Origin of the sequence: Bifidobacterium jacchi, from assembly GCF_009078285.1 — a bacterium.
GTDB classification, from domain to species: Bacteria; Actinomycetota; Actinomycetes; order Actinomycetales; family Bifidobacteriaceae; genus Bifidobacterium; species Bifidobacterium jacchi.
Window position 1 is genome coordinate 1 of record NZ_RQSP01000017.1, and the last position, 19,069, is coordinate 19,069.

Annotated in this window: 15 protein-coding genes; 14 read left to right on the forward strand and 1 reads right to left on the reverse strand. The window is 63.0% G+C overall.

Features of this window, described 5'->3' with window-relative positions; all coding sequences use genetic code 11:
* The first annotated feature begins 645 nt into the window (after positions 1-645).
* The 12 genes from EHS19_RS05830 to EHS19_RS05885 all read left to right on the forward strand — a co-directional run bounded on the left by EHS19_RS05830 (position 646) and on the right by EHS19_RS05885 (position 14,652).
* Positions 646-4,260: a family 20 glycosylhydrolase gene (locus EHS19_RS05830; protein WP_151916841.1), complete on the forward strand. Its 3,615-nt coding sequence runs from the start codon at positions 646-648 to the stop codon at positions 4,258-4,260.
* Positions 4,261-4,519: 259 nt separating this feature from the next.
* Complete coding sequence (locus EHS19_RS05835) at positions 4,520-5,278, forward strand: YebC/PmpR family DNA-binding transcriptional regulator (protein ID WP_151916842.1); 759 nt, start codon at positions 4,520-4,522, stop codon at positions 5,276-5,278.
* A 6-nt stretch (positions 5,279-5,284) separates the two neighbouring features.
* Complete coding sequence (ruvC, locus tag EHS19_RS05840; protein ID WP_151916843.1) at positions 5,285-5,866, forward strand: crossover junction endodeoxyribonuclease RuvC; 582 nt, start codon at positions 5,285-5,287, stop codon at positions 5,864-5,866.
* A 133-nt stretch (positions 5,867-5,999) separates the two neighbouring features.
* Positions 6,000-6,620: a Holliday junction branch migration protein RuvA gene (gene ruvA / locus EHS19_RS05845; RefSeq protein ID WP_151916844.1), complete on the forward strand. Its 621-nt coding sequence runs from the start codon at positions 6,000-6,002 to the stop codon at positions 6,618-6,620.
* Between the two features lie 92 nt (positions 6,621-6,712).
* Positions 6,713-7,717: a Holliday junction branch migration DNA helicase RuvB gene (gene ruvB / locus EHS19_RS05850; RefSeq protein ID WP_241677113.1), complete on the forward strand. Its 1,005-nt coding sequence runs from the start codon at positions 6,713-6,715 to the stop codon at positions 7,715-7,717.
* Positions 7,718-7,832: 115 nt separating this feature from the next.
* The gene (gene yajC / locus EHS19_RS05855; RefSeq protein ID WP_151916880.1) at positions 7,833-8,246 is read left to right on the forward strand and encodes a preprotein translocase subunit YajC; all 414 of its coding nucleotides are present in this window, start codon (positions 7,833-7,835) and stop codon (positions 8,244-8,246) included.
* Between the two features lie 66 nt (positions 8,247-8,312).
* Positions 8,313-8,894: an adenine phosphoribosyltransferase gene (locus EHS19_RS05860; protein ID WP_151916847.1), complete on the forward strand. Its 582-nt coding sequence runs from the start codon at positions 8,313-8,315 to the stop codon at positions 8,892-8,894.
* Between the two features lie 152 nt (positions 8,895-9,046).
* Entirely contained in the window at positions 9,047-10,255 is a 1,209-nt protein-coding gene (gene sucC / locus EHS19_RS05865) for an ADP-forming succinate--CoA ligase subunit beta (RefSeq protein WP_151916848.1), read from the forward strand.
* Entirely contained in the window at positions 10,252-11,184 is a 933-nt protein-coding gene (gene sucD, locus EHS19_RS05870) for a succinate--CoA ligase subunit alpha (RefSeq protein WP_151916850.1), read from the forward strand. Before sucC ends, sucD begins: the two co-directional genes overlap by 4 nt.
* A complete protein-coding gene (locus tag EHS19_RS05875) occupies positions 11,181-12,776 on the forward strand; it encodes a cell division protein PerM (RefSeq protein WP_151916851.1) in 1,596 nt (531 codons plus the stop codon). The genes sucD and EHS19_RS05875 overlap by 4 nt, the downstream gene beginning before the upstream one ends.
* Positions 12,724-14,355: a bifunctional phosphoribosylaminoimidazolecarboxamide formyltransferase/IMP cyclohydrolase gene (gene purH, locus EHS19_RS05880; RefSeq protein ID WP_151916852.1), complete on the forward strand. Its 1,632-nt coding sequence runs from the start codon at positions 12,724-12,726 to the stop codon at positions 14,353-14,355. Before EHS19_RS05875 ends, purH begins: the two co-directional genes overlap by 53 nt.
* A 9-nt stretch (positions 14,356-14,364) precedes the next feature.
* Positions 14,365-14,652 (forward strand): DUF3017 domain-containing protein, encoded by a 288-nt coding sequence (locus tag EHS19_RS05885; RefSeq protein WP_175578342.1) that lies wholly within the window; start codon positions 14,365-14,367, stop codon positions 14,650-14,652.
* A gap of 176 nt (positions 14,653-14,828) precedes the next feature.
* On the opposite strand, the gene EHS19_RS05890 is transcribed toward EHS19_RS05885, so the two are convergent.
* On the reverse strand, positions 14,829-15,830 hold the full coding sequence (locus EHS19_RS05890; RefSeq protein ID WP_241677111.1) for an MIP/aquaporin family protein: 1,002 nt from the start codon (positions 15,828-15,830) through the stop codon (positions 14,829-14,831).
* Positions 15,831-16,082: 252 nt separating this feature from the next.
* Here EHS19_RS05890 and EHS19_RS05895 point away from each other — a divergent pair, with 252 nt between their 5' ends.
* Together EHS19_RS05895 and der are read left to right on the forward strand one after the other, a co-directional pair.
* Positions 16,083-16,859 (forward strand): pseudouridine synthase, encoded by a 777-nt coding sequence (locus EHS19_RS05895; RefSeq protein WP_151916854.1) that lies wholly within the window; start codon positions 16,083-16,085, stop codon positions 16,857-16,859.
* On the forward strand, positions 16,856-18,988 hold the full coding sequence (gene der / locus EHS19_RS05900) for a bifunctional cytidylate kinase/GTPase Der (protein WP_151916855.1): 2,133 nt from the start codon (positions 16,856-16,858) through the stop codon (positions 18,986-18,988). The genes EHS19_RS05895 and der overlap by 4 nt, the downstream gene beginning before the upstream one ends.
* Positions 18,989-19,069 lie beyond the last annotated feature (81 nt).

Consider the following 19,069-nt stretch of genomic DNA (forward strand, 5'->3'; position numbering starts at 1 on the left):
GTCTCTGCTGTGTCGTGTCGTTATCGTGTGTGGTGGTTCGTTGCTGAACCGTTGGGATGGTAGAGGAAGGGCGCTATTCGGGTAGGATGCTCATCGTCCAAGAAGGACCACGGAACTTGCGCTCAGCGGTGTCCCTGCTCTGGCACCCTTCTCCGGCTCACCTCCTGTGCCTCTTTCTGCCTCTTTCTACCTCTTTCTACCTCTCTACCTTTCTCGATTGCACTTTCCGTCTCTCTTGTGCTTCTCTTGTGCTTCTCATGTGCTTCCTGTGCGCAAGGCTTTTTCGGGATTTGAGTTCGTAGAATCCTTGCGCTAGGCAGTGTCTTAGCGCAAGGATTCTACGAAGTTCCCCCTCTTTCCGAGAAATCCTTGCGCTAACGGTCCTCTTTGCGCAAGGATTTTACGAGATGGCCGTTTTCCCCGAGAAATCCTTGCGCTACAGCAGCGCTCCTCGCTCGCGTCTCTCTCGTGCCCCACCATCCAACCCACGAAAACAGCAGACGTCTCGCATTTATGCATACTATCTTTACCGAAATCTCACGTCCGTGATAGAGTTTCCACCAAACCCAGTGGTCGGACCGATGATGGAAAGCCCGCTGAGCCGATCCGTTCGAGGAAGAACGGCAACAACAGAAGGACAACGATATGATGAGTATCAGGCGTTCAGCGATACGCTTCGCTTCGATCGTCGGTGCCGTGGCGATGGCGTTGATGCCCGCCTCCGGCGCGCTTGCGATCGAGAACACGGATGCGAGCGCGAATCAGGCCGCCACCCAGGCCGCTACGCCGTTCAATCTGGCGACGCTCGCCACGGTCACCGCCTCCGGCCAGGAGGTCTCCGGCCGATTCGGACCGGCTCTTGCCGCCGACAACAAGGAACTGCCCGCCAACGCCACCAATCCGAGCGTGCACAACGCCACGGACGCCTCCCGATGGAGCGCGGACGGCGGCAGCGGCCCGTGGTGGCTCGCCTACGAGTTCCCCGGCAAGGCGACGATCACCAGCATCAACATCGGCTGGGGCAACACCTATGCCACCGACTATTCAATCCAGACCTCGACCGACGGGCAGAACTGGACCGATGTGAAGACCGGACTGAAGGCCAGCGCCAAGGCCCAGTGGGTCGAAACCAAGCTTGATCAGCCGCTGGTCACCTCGCATATTCGCATGACGGCGAAGGCGAAAAGCCAGAACTATTCGCTGTCGGTGTGGGAGATGCGCGTGATGGGCACCATCACCGCCGAACAGACCGATCCGCTCAGCCGACTCACTCCCAAGCCGCTGTATTCGCAGAATCGCAGCGGCGGCACGTTCACATTCACCGACGACACCTGCGTGTATCTCAAAGACGACAGCCTGAAGGCCGCCGCAGACGTGCTGCGCGAATCGCTCGGCGAATCCTACGGTCTGAAGCTGCCGATCGGCGACAGCAAGTGCGCGGTGTCGTTCGAGCTTGACAAGAACCTCGACGTCTCCGACAAGGTGAGCGACACGCAGTCGATCAGCAAGGACGAGTCCTACACGATCACCACCTCCAAGAGCGTCATCTCCGTCAAGGCGCGCAGCGCGACGGCAGGCATCTGGGCGGCGCAGTCGCTCATCCAGCTCGTCGGGCCGTGGGCCAACTCCACGGTCAAGCTCGCCGCGCAGGCGAGCGTGCCGTCCGTGCGCATCGAGGACGCCCCCCGCTACCAGTGGCGCGGCTTGCTGCTTGACCCGGCCCGCTCGTTCTATACGGCGGATGAGGTCAAGACCATGATCGATGTGATGAGCGCGTACAAGATGAACACGCTGCACATCCATCTGACCGACGACGAGGGCGCTCGCATCGAGATCACCAACGAGGGTCGCGCGGCCGGCGACACGACCGACTACACCAAGCTGGCGGAGAAGTCCAGCAAGCTGGGCTATCCGTCGGCGTATCCGAACAACGCGTGGTCGCCCGCGATCGACGGTCTGCCCGGCTACTATACGCAGGCGCAGTTCACCGATCTGGTCACCTATGCGGCCGACCGCGGCATCGCCATCGTCCCCGAGATCGACGGCCCCGGCCACTCGCTCGGCCTGCTGCACGGACTCAAGGAGCTCAACGTCGGCAACTCCAATCCGAAGCCGGCCGCCGGCAAGGACACGCCTGACCTGACCAAGGAGACGCAGGGCAGGAGCAGCCTCGCCACCGACTCCGAGATCACCTACACCGTGCTCGGCCACATCATGGACCAGCTTGATTCGATGATCGACAAGGGCATCGCCGCTTCGTCGATGCCGTCGAGCGAGATCAAGCGCCAGTACTTCCACATGGGCGGCGACGAGCTGTTCCTCGGCGGCGGCACCGGCGACAAGGTTCAGCGCGAACAGCAGTATCTCGGCCGCGTCGGAGACATGATCAAGAAGGACAACAAGACCGCCATCGTCTGGAACGACGGCCTTGCGGCGGTCGATCAGATTCCCGAGGGGTCGGTCGTCCAGCATTGGACCGGCAACGCGGCCACCAGCGCGAACATTCAGAAGCTGCTCAACCAGCGCAACGGCAAGATCATCATGTCGCCGGCCACCAACGCCTACTTCCCGCAGAAGCCGGGCAACGAGCTCACCGGCGTCAGCTGGGCGTGTAGTGGAGCCTGCACCACCAGCAACTTCTATAACTGGAATCCGACCACGCAGGCCGGCACCACCGAGGAGAAGGTGCTCGGCGTGGAGGATGCGCTGTGGAGCGAGCATCTGCGTTCGCTCAACGATGCCGAACTGCTCATGTACACCCGTCTGATGGCCACCGCCGAGGTCGGTTGGACGCAGCAGGATCGCAGGGACTACGCCGACTGGGTGAAGCGCGCCTCCGACATCGGCATCGATCTGATGAACCGTGGCAACAACTTCCACAAGGCCTCCGAAATCAGCTGGAAGGGCTCCTACGTGGCCGTCGATTCGGCCGCGCAGAAGCTCGCCGACGGCGGCAAGGCGGTCATCGGCCGCTACGCCGAACCGGGACTGACCTCGACCGACGGCGTGCACGTGACTGCAACCTACACCAAGAAGGACGGCACAACGGTCGATCTGCCGGTGGAACTCGCGATGAAGACCGCCTTCGGCGCGCAGTCGAAGGATGCCAACGGCAAGCTGATCGTCAACAGCGCGCACATGAACTCGATCGTCGATGTCATCGCCACGCTGCCGGCCGACGCGCTCGCATCCGCCGATGAGGCGGTCGGCACGATCGACGTCACCGTCAGCTCCGACTCGTATCCGATTCCATCCGCGTCGGCGATGAGCATCGCCACCAAGGGCGGGCGCATCGTACAGGCATGGGTCGGCGAGCGGCCTCCGATCGAGACGCCGGACCCGGAGCCTGAGCCGGACCCGGATACGACGAAGCCGGTGATCAAGGGCGCCGATAACGTGACGATCGATCAGGGCGTGTCGTTTAATCCGTTGGATGGTGTGACCGCCACGGATGATGTCGATGGCGATCTGACCAAGTCGATCAAGGTGTCTGGTTCGGTGGATACGTCGAAGCCGGGAGCCTATAAGCTGACCTACTCGGTGTCGGACAAGGCTGGCAAAACGACGACGGTGACGCGCACAGTGACCGTCAAGGCCAAGGACACCGGCAAGAAGGACACGGTGGCTCCGGTGATCAAGGGCGCCGGCGACGTGACGATCGATCAGGACGTGTCGTTTAATCCGTTGGATGGTGTGACCGCCACGGATGATGTCGATGGCGATCTGACCACGTCGATTACGGTGGACGGTTCGGTGGATACGTCGAAGCCGGGAGCCTATGAGCTGACGTACTCGGTGTCGGACAAGGCCGGCAATACGGCTTCGGTGACGCGCACAGTGACCGTCAAGGCCAAGGACACCGGCAAGAAGGACACGGTGGCTCCGGTGATCAAGGGTGCCGATAACGTGACGATTCTCGTGGGAGCCAAGTTCGACCCCCGCGCCGGTGTGACCGCATACGATGACGTCGACGGCGACGTGACCACGAGGATCAGCGGATACGGCAGACTCGACGTGAACACGCCCGGAACGTACACGTTCACCTACCGTGTCTCTGACAAGGCGGGCAACATCGCCACCGTCGTCCGCACGGTGACCGTCAAGGCCAAGGACACCGGCAAGGAGCCCGGCGAGCCGAAGAAGGAGACTGGCGACAAGCTGTCGAACACCGGCGTATCCGTCGCGGCGATGGCTGCGGCGGCAGGACTGCTGGTCGTAGGCGGTGCCGCTGTGATGGTGCTGCGCAAGCGCCGCGCGTAAGGGTTCGCTGACTGGCGGACCCATAGCGGATCACTGTGATGGGGAGCATTCCTTCACTGGAATGCTCCCCATCATCCGTATCTACACTCGTATCCATCCGTCATTCACCCGTGTATTCATTCGTGTATTTATTCGTGCATGCATTCGTAATGCGACAGACCGCCGTCGTCTCATGTCGCGACTGCGATTGCCGCCTTGTCTGCGAACCGGTTTAGAATCAATTCGTTTGACAGTTATTCGTAACTTGCTAGGAGCATTCATGTCAGGTCATTCCAAGTGGGCGACCACCAAGCACAAGAAGGCCGCCATCGACGCCAAGCGCGGCAAGCTGTTCGCCAAGCTCATCAAGAACATCGAGATCGCGGCCCGCATGGGCGGCGGCGATCCGGACGGCAACCCGTCCCTCTATGATGCCGTGTACAAGGCCAAGAAGGCATCAATGCCCGCCGACAACATCAAGCGCGCCATCAAGCGCGGTTCCGGAGAGGAAGCCGGCGGCGCCAACTACGAGGACATCGTCTACGAGGGCTACGCTCCCGCCGGTGTCGGCCTGATCATCGAATGCCTGACCGACAACCGCAACCGTGCTGCCGCCGAGGTGCGTTCCACGCTGACCAAGGGCAACGGCTCGCTGGCCACCTCCGGTTCCGTGAGCTTCAACTTCGAGCGCAAGGGCCAGATCGAGGTCCCCAGCGAAGGCGTTGATTTCGACGATCTGTTCGAAAAGGCCGGCGACGCCGGTGCCGAGGATGTCGTCGACGATGGCGACGTCTTCACCGTCGTCACCGATCCCTCCGATCTGCACACGGTGCGCAAGGCCCTGCAGGACGCCGGTTTCGACTATGACTCCGCCGATATGGTCATGCGTCCGAAGAACGAGGTCGATCTGACGTTCGAGGATGCGCAGAAGGTCTCTAGGCTCATCGACAATCTCGATGACCTCGACGACGTGCAGAACGTCTATGCGAACTGGACCGCCTCCGACGAGGTCATGGCTCAGCTCGATGACGAGGAGTAGTTCCTCGTGATCATTCTTGGCGTCGATCCCGGGCTTACGCGCTGCGGGGTCGGCGTGATCGAAGCCGGCGCCCATCGCCGGCTTTCGTTTATTCATGTCGATGTGGTTCGTTCGTCGCCGGATATGTCGCAGGATCTGCGACTGCTGGCGATCTACAACGGTCTGGTGGCGAAGATCGAACGGTTCGCGCCCGACGCGGTGTCCATCGAGCGTGTCTTCGCCCAGTCGAATCGCAACACCGTGTTGGGAACCGCCCAGGCCGCCGGCCTTGCCATGCTTGCCGCCGCACAGCGCACGATCCCGGTGGCGTTGCACACGCCGACCGAGGCGAAGCTGGCCATCACCGGCAACGGGCAGGCCCAGAAGGTGCAGGTCGAGCGTATGGTCACGCGTATTCTCGGACTCAACACGATGCCGACCCCCGCGGATGCGGCCGATGCGCTGGCGCTGGCGATCTGCCATGCGCTGCGCCCCGCAGGCGCCTTGCAGGGAGGGGAGCGCGAGCAGCATCTGACCGCCGCGCAGCGTCAGTGGGCGCAGGCGGCGCAGCATGCGACGCGCAGACGCGGCGCGGATCGCGGCATGTAGTCGCGTGCATCCGCTAGGGTGATATCGAACGGATGTACGATTTTGTTGCGGTGTCGTGACGGTGGCTGTCGCATACGGTGGTGATGCGGCAGTGCCGTTGCTCATGTCGCAATGCTGATTTCGAGGAGATGCCATGATAGGAATGCTCGTCGGCGAAGTCGGTCAGGTGGGCGCCTCAAGCGCGCTGATCATGGTGGGCGGCGTCGGCTATGAGGTGCGCATGCCGATGGCGGATCTGTCGTCGTTGCATGCCGGGCGTGAGGCCAGCGTGTATACGTCGTTGAACGTGTCGCAGGATGCGATCACGCTCTACGGGTTTCTTTCGCTGGCGTCCAAGCGCATGTTTCTCGATCTGCAGAAGGTCAGTGGCATCGGTCCCAAGGTCGCGTTGTCGCTGCTGTCCACGCTGAACCCGGAACGTCTGGCCAAGGCGGTGGCCGACAACGATGCCGCCGCGTTGGCCAAGGCTCCCGGGCTTGGGCGCAAGGGAGCGCAGAAGATCATCCTTGAGCTCAAGGGTTCCATAGATCTCGATGCGCTCATGGGCGACGAGGCCGCGCCGAGCGGCGAGGCGAATGACGGCAATCTCGCGCAGGTGGTCGAAGGATTGGTGTCGTTGGGCTGGCGGCAGTCCGACGCGCAGTCGGCGGTCAGTCACGTCTGTGATGAATACGACATCGCACTGCCGCTGTCGAGCGGCGATGTGCCGAGAGTGCTCAAGCTCGCGCTGAGCTCGCTCGATAGAGGCAGGTGAGTATGGCGAATCATATCGATCCCGTGGTGGCGGAGGACTCAGTCGAATACGGTTCGCAGCGCAACTCGGGTGCCAACGAGGAGTCGTTGCGCATGGTGTCCGCGGCTCCGCTCGACAACGAACCGGTCAGTGACGAGGAGCTGCGTCCCCATGCGTTGGAGGGGTTCATCGGGCAGCCGCGTCTCAAGGCGCAGCTGCAGCTGTTCCTTGACGCCGCGCGCAAGCGCGAGGTTCCTCCGGACCATATCCTTCTCGCCGGTCCTCCCGGTCTGGGCAAGACCACGTTGGCGATGATCGTCGCCAATGAGCTTGGCGTGCCCATTCGCATCACCTCCGGTCCCGCCATCCAGCATGCGGGCGATCTCGCTTCGATCCTTAGTTCGCTGGATGCCGGCGAGGTGCTGTTCATCGACGAGATCCACCGACTGCCCCGCGCGGCCGAGGAGCTGCTGTACATCGCGATGGAGGATTTCCGCGTCGATGTCATGGTGGGCAAGGGGCCGGGCGCTTCGTCGATTCCGCTGACACTGCCCCGATTCACGGTGATCGGCGCCACGACGCGTGAGGGCATGCTGCCTTCGCCGCTGCGCGCCCGTTTCGGCTTCACCGCGCACCTTGACTACTATCCCCACGAGGAGTTGGAACGGCTTATCGAGCGTTCCGCCACGGTGCTGGGGGTCGCGCTGGGGGAGGGGGCCGCCGAACAGCTTTCCCTGCGTTCCCGTGGCACGCCGAGAATCGCGAACCGACTGCTTCGCCGTGTGCGAGACTGGGCGATCGTGCATGATCTCGATGTTGTCGGACAGTCCGACGTCAAGGAGGCTCTGGCTCTGTACCAGATCGACTCGGAGGGGTTGGACCGGCTGGATGTCGCAGTGCTCAACGCCATCGTCCGCAACTTCAACGGAGGTCCGGTGGGATTGAACAATCTGGCGGCCATGGTCGGTGAGGAGTCCGAAACCGTTGAAACGGTGTGCGAGCCGTATCTGGTTCGAGAGGGCTTTCTGGTGCGCACGCCCAAGGGGCGTGTGGCCACGGCCAAGGCCTGGAGCCATCTGGGCCTTGAACCGAATGATGATGTCAGCAAGCTATTCTAGACTTCTGACCTCGGATGCATATATACCTGTTGTATACCGTACATGAAACGCGGGCACATGGATGCACCGCAATCGCGAAGGAGTTTCAATCGTGCCTGGACAGAGCTTGGGACAGATGCTGCCGCTTCTCATCATCGTCGTCGTGATGATGGTCATGATGTGGTTCCAGTCCCGCAAAAGCAAGCAACAGCAGCAGGAGCGCAAGGATTTCCGAGCCAATCTGCAGCCAGGGACCGAAGTCATCACCATCGGCCGTGTCATCGGCAAGGTCGTCTCCGTCGACACCGAATACGAGGAGATCGTCATCGACTCCGAAGGCTCCAAGATGCGTTTCGCTCTCGACGCCATTGCGCGTGAATATGTTCGCCCTGCGTTCATTCACGATGATGAGGTGGATGAGAACGGCAATCCGCTGCCTGAGCAGAGCGACGATCAGGCGCAGGTGCCTGTCGACGAGGCGGAGGACGTCAACGCCGGGGATTCCTCGCAGAACGCTTCCGATTCGGAGCACGACGAGAAGACCAAGTAATAGGTAGGCGGTCGTCAGGCGTTGCTGGCGGCCGCCGAATACGTGACGGATGAGGAAGGACGCAGCATGACGCAATCCGACATCACGATCGAGCAGCTTGAACGCATTGGGCATGAGAACGCCGAATACGTGGTTTCGCGCATTCGCTCGGTACCGGGATTCCCCAAGGAAGGCATCATCTTCAGAGACTTCATGCCGGTGCTTTCAGACGCTCGCGCGCTTCGTCTGTTGTTGGAGGGCATGCAGAGCGCGCTTCCGGTTCCTGCGGACTCATTCGACACCATCGCCGGTCTTGAGGCCCGAGGCTTTTTGTTCGGCCCCGCGCTGGCCGCGCATCTGGGCAAGGGGTTTCTCGCCATTCGCAAAGCGGGCAAGCTTCCGCCGCAGACCATAGGCGAGTCCTATGATCTCGAATATGGCACCGCGTCCGTCGAAGTGGAGACGAATCTCGTCCATCCAGGTGAGCGCGTGCTGATCGTCGATGATCTGATCGCGACCGGCGGCACGGCCAAGGCCGCCGCCGATCTCATTGTCAAGGCGGGAGGCGTCGTGGTTGGGTTCAGCTTCGTCATGGAGCTGATCGGCTTGGACGGCCTGTCCCATCTGGGCGGCCTGCCGACGAGCTCGCTCGTCTCCATGCCCGCCTGACGCAATGCGAACGCGACATGCATATGCACACGCACATGCATGTCGCGCACGCATAAGAAACGCAATCGTAAGACGCGCACGCAACCAAGCAGGCAACCCGACGATGCCCCGCATCGCCCATCGTCCGCATTGAACGCACTGAGAGGATTATCGTGGATCTATACGAATATCAGGCACGACAGCTGCTGGAGGAAGAGGGGATCGCCGCGCCGAAGGCCATCTACGCGCAGAACTCCCACGAGGTCGCCGAGGCGGCCGATACTCTCGGATACCCGTGCGTCATCAAGGCGCAGGTCAAGATCGGCCATCGCGGTCAGGCGGGAGGCGTGAAGATCGCCCACGATCGCGACGAGGCCGTGCTGATCTCCGAATCCATGTTCCCGATGACGATTCACGGGCACAAGGTCAATGGCGTGCTGGTCGCCGAGGCGAAGAACATCCTCCACGAGTACTATGTGTCCATCTCCGTCGACCGCTCCTCGCGTGACTTCGACGTGCTCGCTACCGCCAATGGCGGCACCGAGGTCGAACAGATCGCCAAGGAGCACCCCGAATCGGTGAAAAGGCTGCATATCGATGCGTTGGACGACTTTGACCTCGAGGCCGCGACGCGCATGGCAGACAGCATCGGCTTCTATCATGCCGACGCCGGTCAGGCGGCCCGCATACTGCTGAGCATGTGGGAATGCTTCAAACGCAACGACGCCACGCTCGTCGAGATCAACCCCTTGGCCAAGATCGGCGATCCCGACGACGAGTCAAGCAAGTCGCTGTGCGCACTGGATGCGAAGATATCCCTCGACGACAACGCGGCCTTCCGCCATGACGGATGGCGACGGTTCATCGACCCCATCGATGCCGATCCCTATGAGATGAAGGCGCGTGAGCAGGGACTGCACTACGTGCATCTGCACGGCGAGGTGGGGGTCATCGGCAACGGCGCGGGACTGGTCATGAGCTCCCTTGACGCGGTCTCCGGTGCCGGCGAGGATCAAGGCACCGGAATCAAGCCCGCCAATTTCCTCGACATCGGCGGCGGCGCATCCGCGCAGGTGATGAGCGACAGCTTGGAGATCGTGCTTTCCGATCCTCAGGTGCGCTCGGTGTTCATCAACGTCTATGGCGGCATCACCTCATGCGAACTGGTCGCACAGGGCATTCTGGAGGCCTTGGATCGGTTGCCTTCATCGAAGCCCATCGTCGTCAGATTCGACGGCAACGCCGCCGACGAGGGACTGCGCATCCTCGCGCATTCCTCCAATCCGAACCTACACGTCGAACCCACGATGGAACAGGCCGCGCAGACCGCCGCCCGACTTGCGGCCGCAGGCGAGAGCGCAAGTGAGAGGAGCCACCGATGACAGTGTTCATAGCGGACGATGCCCCCGTGATCGTTCAGGGCATGACCGGCCATCAGGGCATGACGCATACGGCGCGCATGCTTAAGGCCGGGACGCGCATCGTCGCAGGAGTCAACCCCCGCAAGGCAGGAACCGTGGTGAGTTTTGCCGCGTCGAATCCCACCGACGGGTCCGATGTGGACGTTCCCGTGTACGCCACCTGTGCGGATGCGCTCTCCGCAACACAGGCCCAGGCCAGCGTGGTGTTCGTGCCGCCGCGATTCGCGCGTGACGCGGTCGTCGAGGCCATCGAGGCGGGCATCACACTGATCGTCGTCATCACCGAAGGCATTCCGGTCGCCGACAGCGCGTACTTCGTCGAACTCGCCCTGCGCAAGGGCGTACGCATCGTCGGTCCGAACTGCCCCGGACTGCTCACCACCGCGTCATCCGCGGATTCGCATGGAGTCAATCTCGGCATCATCCCCGATGGCATCGTCTCACGCGGACCGCTCGGTCTTGTCTCGAAATCCGGCACGCTCACCTACCAGCTGATGGGCGAACTCAGCGACATCGGATTCACCGCATGCCTCGGGGCCGGCGGAGACCCGATCGTCGGCACCACGCTGCAGGAGGCACTTGCCGCCTTTGAAGCGGATGAGAATACCAAGGCCGTCATGATGATCGGCGAGATCGGCGGCAATGCCGAACAGGATGCCGCTCGCTGGGCCAAGGAACACATGACCAAGCCCGTCGTCGCCTACATCGCCGGATTCACTGCGCCGGAAGGCAAGCAGATGGGGCATGCCGGCGCGATCGTGTCCGGCGGCAAAGGCACCGCCAAAGACAAGAAGGAGGCGTTGGAGGCGGTCGGCATACCGGTCGGACGCACTCCAGGGCAGGCCGCGCAGCTCATGCGTCAGATGCTGCACGAACGCGCTCTGATATGATTCGACGGCTGGTTTCCTTCGGACGCGGCGGTGTGGCATCGCTCATCGCCATGACGTTGTATGCCGTGTCGATCGGCTGCTTCATCGCGCTGATGCTTTTGGTCATCTCGATGGAGGAGGGCGGCGACAATCTCACCTCGGCGACATGGTCGCTCATGTGCGCCATCATACTGCTCAGCGAGGGCGTGGGATTCTCAGTGCTTCCCGTGACCGTGACCATCATGCCGCTGCTGTTGACCGTCATGCTGATCGCGTTGATTCGCGCGTTCTGCCAACGATGCTCCACCGATCCCGCCGGGTACTGTGGCGGTCTGATCGTATGGCTGATGTTGAGCGAGCTGGCGCGGCAGGGCACGCAGACCGGTCTGCAGGACGATGCGTGGATCGTGCTGCTCAAATGCGCGATCGTATTCACCATCGGCTACCTGCTCGCCGCCGCGTTCACATCACGGCTGGTCTCGCGCGCAGCGGATCTGTGGCGCGAGCACGTATCGAACAGAGTTCGCACGACCCTGCACATTGGATTCCGGCTCGGCTGCACACTGGTGCTGGCGTACCTCGCCATCGGTCTGATCACGGTGATCGTATGGATTGTACGCAACCATGCGGCGGTGGTTCGTCTCTATGAGCTGATCGGCATGGGCACGGGCTCGCGCATCGTCACGACGATCGCGTGCGTGGCATGGCTGCCGAATCTGTGCATATGGGCCCTGTCATGGCTGTTCGGCGGCGGGTTCGCGATAGGCGACATCGCCGAATTCACGCTGTGGCGCGGTCAGGCGTCGTCATTGCCGGCTCTGCCGGTATTCGGACTGCTGCCCGAACCGGTAGGCGACGATACGATTCGCATGCTGCTGACCGCATTGCCGTTGCTGCTGAGCATGCTGATCGCGTTGATCGCCATGATCACGAAGCGAGGGTGCTTTGTACTGAACGGCAATGCGATGTCCAGCGTCGTGGCGGCCGACAATGCAACCATCGGCAGCACGGTGGCCGGCAGTGCGAAGGCTGCCCGAGCCGAGGGCGGCAGCACGGTGGATGATGTCGACAATGGCGATGATAACGCCGCGGACGGTGAGGGCGGCGGCGATGGCACCGCCCAATCCAAGGCAGGCAGCGGATTCGACTGGCCCAGCGAGCGCAGATCGCTGCTTGGCCTGGCATACCCAGCGGGTGCGTTCTGCCTTGCCAGCGGCGTCGTGGCGCTCGCGATGAGCATTCTGTTCGCATTGTCGAACGGAGGGCTTGGCCATGCAAGACTCGCGCATCTCGGCGTCGACGTCGTGCAATCGACCAGAGTCGTCGGGCATGGCACCGCGCTCGGACTGCTCGTCGCATGGCTGCTCGTGCTGATTGGCGTTGCCGGACGTTTCGGGATACGCTGGATGCATATGCGTGTCACGGCTGGGCATGTCAGGCCGACGAGTGCCGGCCCAGTCGTATCGACCACCACCCGTACGGTCGCGCAAGGCGATCGTGCAGCCGAAAGATCAACCGCAAGAACAGTTGCCGGATTCGCAGGATCCAAGGAGGAACAGCATGACGAACACGCACCGTCCGATTCGACGGGCTTTGGTCTCAGTCTTTCATAAGGAGGGCATCGAGGTCCTCGCACAGGCCTTCATCAAGGCCGGCGTCGAGGTCGTCTCCACCGGTTCGACCGCCAAACGCCTGTCCGACCTTGGCGTCGCCGTGACCGAGGTCTCCAAGGTCACCGGATTCCCTGAAAGCCTGGATGGCCGCGTCAAGACGCTGGACCCGCATATTCACGCAGGCATTCTCGCCGACATGACCAATCCCGACCATGCCGCTCAGCTGGAGCGGCTCGGTATCAGGCCGTTCGATCTGGTCGTCGTCAATCTCTACCCCTTCGCCGACACCGTGCGCTCCGGTGCCGACGAGGACGCCACGATCGAGAAGATCGACATCGGCGGCCCCTCGATGGTGCGCGGCGCCGCGAAGAACAGCGCATCCGTGGCCGTCGTCACCGATCCGGCGGACTATGCGCTGGTGGCCGAGCGCGTCGCGAACGGCACCGGCTTCTCGCTGGAGGAGCGTCGTTGGCTTGCTGCCAAGGCATTCGCACATACGGCGGCTTATGACGCCACGATCAACGAGTGGACGTCGAAGCATTGGACGCGTCCGGACAGCATCGATGTCCCGGACGTCGACGAGAACGGCAACGTGGTCGACGACGCAAAGTTCCCGGCCGCATTCACGCGTACCTGGGATCGCGCCCATGTGCTGCGCTATGGCGAGAACCCGCATCAGAAGGCGGCGCTGTACATCGATCCGCTCCACCGTGACGGGTTCGCCCACGCCGAACAGCTCGGCGGCAAGCCGATGAGCTACAACAACTACGTCGATGCCGACGCCGCGTGGCGAGCCGTGTGGGATTTCGCGCCGCAGATCGCCGTCGCGGTCGTCAAGCACAACAATCCGTGCGGCCTGGCGATCGGCGCGACCGCTGCCGAAGCGCATCGCAAGGCGCATGCATGCGACCCGATGAGCGCCTACGGCGGCGTCATCGCCTGCAACACGACGGTCACGTTGGAGATGGCCGAATCGGTACGCCCGATCTTCACCGAGGTCATCGTCGCGCCCGACTATGAGCCGGCGGCGCTTGAACTGCTCACAACGAAGAAGAAGAACCTGCGCATCCTCAAGGTCGCGCAGCCGCCGCTCGGGCACGTCCAGTTCCGTCAGATCGACGGCGGCCTGCTCGTGCAGACCACCGATCTGATCGACGCGCCCGGCGACGATCCCGATGCGTGGAAGCTCGTCTCCGGCGAGCCGGCCGATCCCGACACGCTCAACGATCTGCTGTTCGCGTGGCGCGCCGTTCGCTGCGTCAAATCCAACGCGATTCTTCTGGCGCATCACCAGGCCACGGTCGGCATCGGCATGGGACAGGTCAACCGCGTCGATTCATGCAATCTCGCGGTCGAGCGCGCCAACACGCTGGCCGACGGCGCCGATCGCGCCACCGGTTCGGTCGCCGCATCCGACGCGTTCTTCCCGTTCGCGGACGGTGCCGAAATCCTCATCAAGGCGGGCGTCAAGGCGATCGTCCAGCCGGGCGGCTCCATTCGCGACGAGGAGGTCATCGAAGCGGCGAAGAAGGCCGGCGTGACCATGTACCTGACCGGAACCCGTCATTTCTTCCACTGATCGAAGGGCATGATGCACGATCATCCATACGTCTCCGAGGCGCATGAGGGCGCGCCGGCATTCGAATGGGCGGTGGCACTCATCGTCATCGCCGCGATCGCCGCGGCCTTTCTCGGGCATACGACGCTCGCCGTATGCGCGCTTTCCGCCCTGTCCTTGCTGACTGGGCTGCTGCGCCTCCTTCTCGGATCGCGCAGTCCATGGAAGGTGCGATCGGTCGCCTTTGACGTGGTGATCGGCATCGGATTCGCGATAGGGCTTCCGGCCGTCTATTTCAGCATGTGGCTGCTGCGCTGAGCGAAGCCGCAGTGCTGAGTGGACCCGCTACACTGAGTGGGTCTGCGCTGAGAGGAACCGCAGGAATCTGCATGCGAGCCCTTTGCGAAGTTTCTCGGATAACGAATGTGGCCTTCCGACTTCATGTACGAAGTTGGAAGGCCACAATCATATGGTTATAGTGCGCGGACGGACGCTCACACGATCGCGCCGGAGGTTCCCGGCTCGACACCGGAAGCGCGCGTGCCGGCAGCCGAGATGCCATCGGCGGCGGCATCGGCATTGGCATGACGCTTCGCCTCCTGGGCGAGGCGCTTCGCCTTGCGATCCGCGGCCTCACGAGACATCTGCATGGCGATCATCACAAAGGCGACGATCGCGGCGGCCAGCGCGGAGCACACCCAGAACAGCCACAGCTGCTGCAGCGGATCGACCGCCAGCCCCTGATTGCGGGCGAACAGGGCGATGCCGGTGGAACGCGCCGGGTTGAGACCGGCACCGGTCACCGGATACGCCATCGCCGCGCCGACGCCATAGGCCAGACCCATCGCGGGCGCATGCAGCGCGTCGGCGCGGCCGTCACGGCCGATCGTGCGCATCGCCGTCGCGACGATGATGATCCCGGCCGCGAGCTCGACGACGATCGCGAGCGTCGTGCCGAACGTGATGCCCACCGAGGTCAGCGTCGTGTTGAACACGGCACCCTTGCCGAAGCCGTTGGTGACCGGCGTCATCCACACCTTGTTGGTGATGGTGTCCGAGGTGGGCAGCAGGAACTTGAGAGACGCGGCTGCACCGATCGCGCCGATCACCTGGACGATGATGGAGAGGATGCCGGTCACGGGCCTGGTGCGGCCGGTCAGCATCGCGGCAAGCGTGACCGCTGGATTGAGCTGCGCACCGGAGATCGGGGAGAACAGCAGTGTCACGGTCGCGTAGATCAGCGCGGTCGACAGCGTCAGATACGCCATGTCGAGACCGAAGATCGCGGTGCCGACCGTATAGAATGCGTAGATGCCAAGGCACAGCAGGAAGCTGCCTGCGAGCTCCGCGAGCACGCGCAGCGCGGTCGACGGCTCGCGGCGCATGGTTGCGTCTGCCGGTTTCACGGGGAGGGCGGCGGCTGTGGTTTCGGCTGTCAGCGCCGCATCGTTGGCGGTGACGCCATCCGTGGCGTCAGGGGTGAGGACTTCAGTCATACATCGTTCCTTTGTCTTATCGTTGCGCAAGCGTTGGCGTTGCACGAGCGTCGTGCGTCGGTCGGACCGACTCGTGGACGTCGTGGGCGCATCGGCGATCGCGCCGAACGCCCGTCATGATACCAGCACAATCTCATGGAACGCTGTACGTGCCCTCTGCTATGCTAATTCAGCCGGTTTTCGGCGCATACTGAATATCAACATGCATCGGACGCGCAGAGCGCGTCGATGCCTGGCCACGTTGGGAGAACGATGCCAAACGCATATTCCCGCGCCGCAAAGGCGCAAGACAAGAACGACAACGAAGGTATCCGCCTGCAGAAGGTGTTGGCGCAGGCCGGACTGGGCTCGCGACGCAAGTGCGAGCAGCTCATCGTCGAAGGGCGTGTCGAGGTCGACGGGCAGCTCGTCACCGAGCTGGGAACGCGCGTCGATCCGCTGCGACAGGAGGTGCGGCTCGACGGGTCGCGCGTCCACCTCAACCCCAATCACGTCACGCTGGCGCTCAACAAGCCTCGCAAGGTGCTCAGCGCCATGGACGATCCCAAGGGACGCTACACGCTGCGCGACATCGTCGGCGACAAGTATGAGCACATCTTCCACATGGGTCGTCTCGACTATGATTCCGAGGGACTCATCCTCATGACGAACGACGGCGAGCTCAGCCAGCACGTCATGCACCCCAAGTACGAGGTCGAAAAGACCTATATCGCCACGCTTGACGGGCGCATCGGCGGCAACGTGTGCCGACGTCTCGTCACCCAGGGCGTGCAGCTCGACGACGGTCTGATCCGCTTCGACCGCTGTGCGATCATCGACGCCAAGTCTGATGCCACGATCGTCAAGGTCGTGCTGCACTCCGGCAAGAACCGCGTCGTGCGTCGCGTCTTCGACGCGGTCGGATATCCCGTGCGGCGCCTGGTGCGTACGCAGATCGGCCCGATCAAGCTCGGCGAGCTCAAGTCCGGCTCGTATCGCGTGCTCTCGCAGACCGAGCTGCGATCGCTGTCCAAGGAGGTCGGACTGTGATCCGCGTCGCCATCGACGGGCCGGCCGGCGTCGGCAAGTCCTCGACGTCGAAGGCGCTGGCCCGTCACTTCTCCTTCGCCTATCTCGACACGGGTGCGATGTACCGCGCCTGCGCCTGGTGGTGTCTTGCCAACGGCATCGATCTTGACGCCGAGCAGGTCGATGAGCGCGAGGTGACCGAAATGGTCGGCGAGCTGTTCACCGGCGACCATTTCGACATCACGGTGGATCCTGATGACTCCCGCGTGCTGATCGACGGGCGCGACATCAGCGACGAGATCCGCTCCGCCGAAGTCTCATCGCACGTCTCCAAGGTATCCGGCGTGATTCCGGTGAGGCATGTGCTCATCGCCGCCCAGCGTGCCGTCATGGCGCGCGAGGCCGCCGCCGATTCGTTCTCGGGCGGTCGCGGCGTCGTCGCCGAAGGCCGTGACATCACGACGGTCGTCGCGCCGGATGCCGAGGTGCGCGTATTGATGACCGCCCGCGAGGAGGTCCGTCAGGCGCGCCGGTCCGGTCAGAGCGTCGCGTCCGCCGTCGGCGCGGACGACGTCGCCGCCCGCGACAAGGCCGATGCCAAGGTCACGAGCTTCATGACCGCGGCCGACGGGGTCGTCACGCTTGACAATTCCGACATGGATTTCGACCAGACACTCGACGCGCTGATCAAGCTCGTCGATGATGCGATCGAGGAGCAGGAATACGAGGAGTATGCTGCGAATCTCGAAGGCTACGACCTCAACGAGGACGATGAACTGCTGGTCTCTGGTCGGGGATTCGATGCGGCTGATGATGCGGTCTCGGCACGTCAGGTCGGCGTGCTCGCCGTGGTCGGCCGGCCGAATGTCGGCAAGTCGACGCTCGTCAACCGCATTCTCGGCCGTCGTGCCGCAGTCGTGGAGGACACGCCGGGCGTGACGCGCGACCGGGTCAGCTACGATGCCGAATGGGCCGGAACCGATTTCAAGCTGGTCGACACCGGCGGCTGGGAAGCCGATGTCGAGGGCATCGAATCGGCGATCGCCTCGCAGGCGGAGATCGCCGTGCAGCTCGCCGACGCGGTGGTCCTCGTCGTGGACGGATTGGTGGGGCTGACCGCGACCGATGAGCGCATCGTCAAGATGCTGCGTGCCTCCGGCAAGCCGGTCACGTTGGCCGTCAACAAGATCGATGACGGTGCCAGCGAATACCTTGCGGCCGAATTCTGGAAGCTGGGTCTGGGGGAGCCGCATTCGATCTCGGCCATGCACGGCCGTGGAGTGGGCGATCTGCTCGATGTGGCGCTCGAATCGCTGCGCAAGACGGAGAAGACCTCCGGTCTGCTCACGCCGACCGGTCTGCGTCGCATCGCGCTGGTCGGCCGTCCGAACGTCGGCAAATCGTCGCTGCTCAACCAGCTCGTCGGCTCCGAACGGTCCGTCGTCAACGATCTCGCCGGCACCACGCGAGATCCGGTCGATGAGGTGGTGAACGTCGACGGCGAGGACTGGCTGTTCATCGACACGGCCGGCATCAAACGCCGTCAGCACAAGCTGTCCGGAGCGGAGTACTATTCGTCGCTGCGCACGCAGGCGGCGATCGAACGATCCGAGCTTGCGCTGGTGCTCTTCGACGTCTCCCAGCCGATCTCCGATCAGGATCTCAAGGTGATGAGCACCGCGGTGGATGCGGGCAAGGCGATCGTGCTCGTGTTCAACAAGTGGGATCTCATGGACGAGTTCGTCCGCCAGCGGCTCGAACGACTGTGGATCACCGAGTTCAACCGGGTCACCTGGGCGCAGCGCGTCAACCTTTCGGCCAAGACCGGATGGCATACGAACCGTCTGTCCCGCGCGATGCGCGAGGCGCTCGAATCGTGGGACAAGCGCATTCCCACCGGCAAGCTCAACGCGTTCCTCGGCAAGGTGCAGGCCGCGCATCCGCATCCGCTGCGAGGCGGCAAGCAGCCGCGCATCCTGTTCGCCACGCAGGCCTCCACCAGGCCTCCGCGCTTCGTGATCTTCGCCACCGGGTTCCTGGAGCACGGCTACCGCCGCTATCTTGAGCGCTCCCTGCGCGATGAGTTCGGATTCGAGGGGTCGCCGATCCAGATTTCGGTGAACATCCGCGAAAAGAAGAAGCGCCGGTAGACGGCATGCAGCGTATGCGACGCGCGCGACACACGCGGAACATGCGTGATTTGCATTTTGCAAACAGTCTGGTACAGTATT

What these genes read in the sequence shown, in the direction of transcription:
- EHS19_RS05830 (WP_151916841.1), top strand. Translation starts at nt 646, where the DNA reads ATGATGAGTATCAGGCGTTCAGCGATACGCTTCGCTTCGATCGTCGGT.
- EHS19_RS05835 (WP_151916842.1), top strand. Translation starts at nt 4,520, where the DNA reads ATGTCAGGTCATTCCAAGTGGGCGACCACCAAGCACAAGAAGGCCGCC.
- ruvA (WP_151916844.1), top strand. Translation starts at nt 6,000, where the DNA reads ATGATAGGAATGCTCGTCGGCGAAGTCGGTCAGGTGGGCGCCTCAAGC.
- ruvB (WP_241677113.1), top strand. Translation starts at nt 6,713, where the DNA reads ATGGTGTCCGCGGCTCCGCTCGACAACGAACCGGTCAGTGACGAGGAG.
- yajC (WP_151916880.1), top strand. Translation starts at nt 7,833, where the DNA reads ATGCTGCCGCTTCTCATCATCGTCGTCGTGATGATGGTCATGATGTGG.
- EHS19_RS05860 (WP_151916847.1), top strand. Translation starts at nt 8,313, where the DNA reads ATGACGCAATCCGACATCACGATCGAGCAGCTTGAACGCATTGGGCAT.
- sucD (WP_151916850.1), top strand. Translation starts at nt 10,252, where the DNA reads ATGACAGTGTTCATAGCGGACGATGCCCCCGTGATCGTTCAGGGCATG.
- EHS19_RS05875 (WP_151916851.1), top strand. Translation starts at nt 11,181, where the DNA reads ATGATTCGACGGCTGGTTTCCTTCGGACGCGGCGGTGTGGCATCGCTC.
- purH (WP_151916852.1), top strand. Translation starts at nt 12,724, where the DNA reads ATGACGAACACGCACCGTCCGATTCGACGGGCTTTGGTCTCAGTCTTT.
- EHS19_RS05885 (WP_175578342.1), top strand. Translation starts at nt 14,365, where the DNA reads ATGATGCACGATCATCCATACGTCTCCGAGGCGCATGAGGGCGCGCCG.
- EHS19_RS05890 (WP_241677111.1), bottom strand. Translation starts at nt 15,830, where the DNA reads ATGACTGAAGTCCTCACCCCTGACGCCACGGATGGCGTCACCGCCAAC.
- EHS19_RS05895 (WP_151916854.1), top strand. Translation starts at nt 16,083, where the DNA reads ATGCCAAACGCATATTCCCGCGCCGCAAAGGCGCAAGACAAGAACGAC.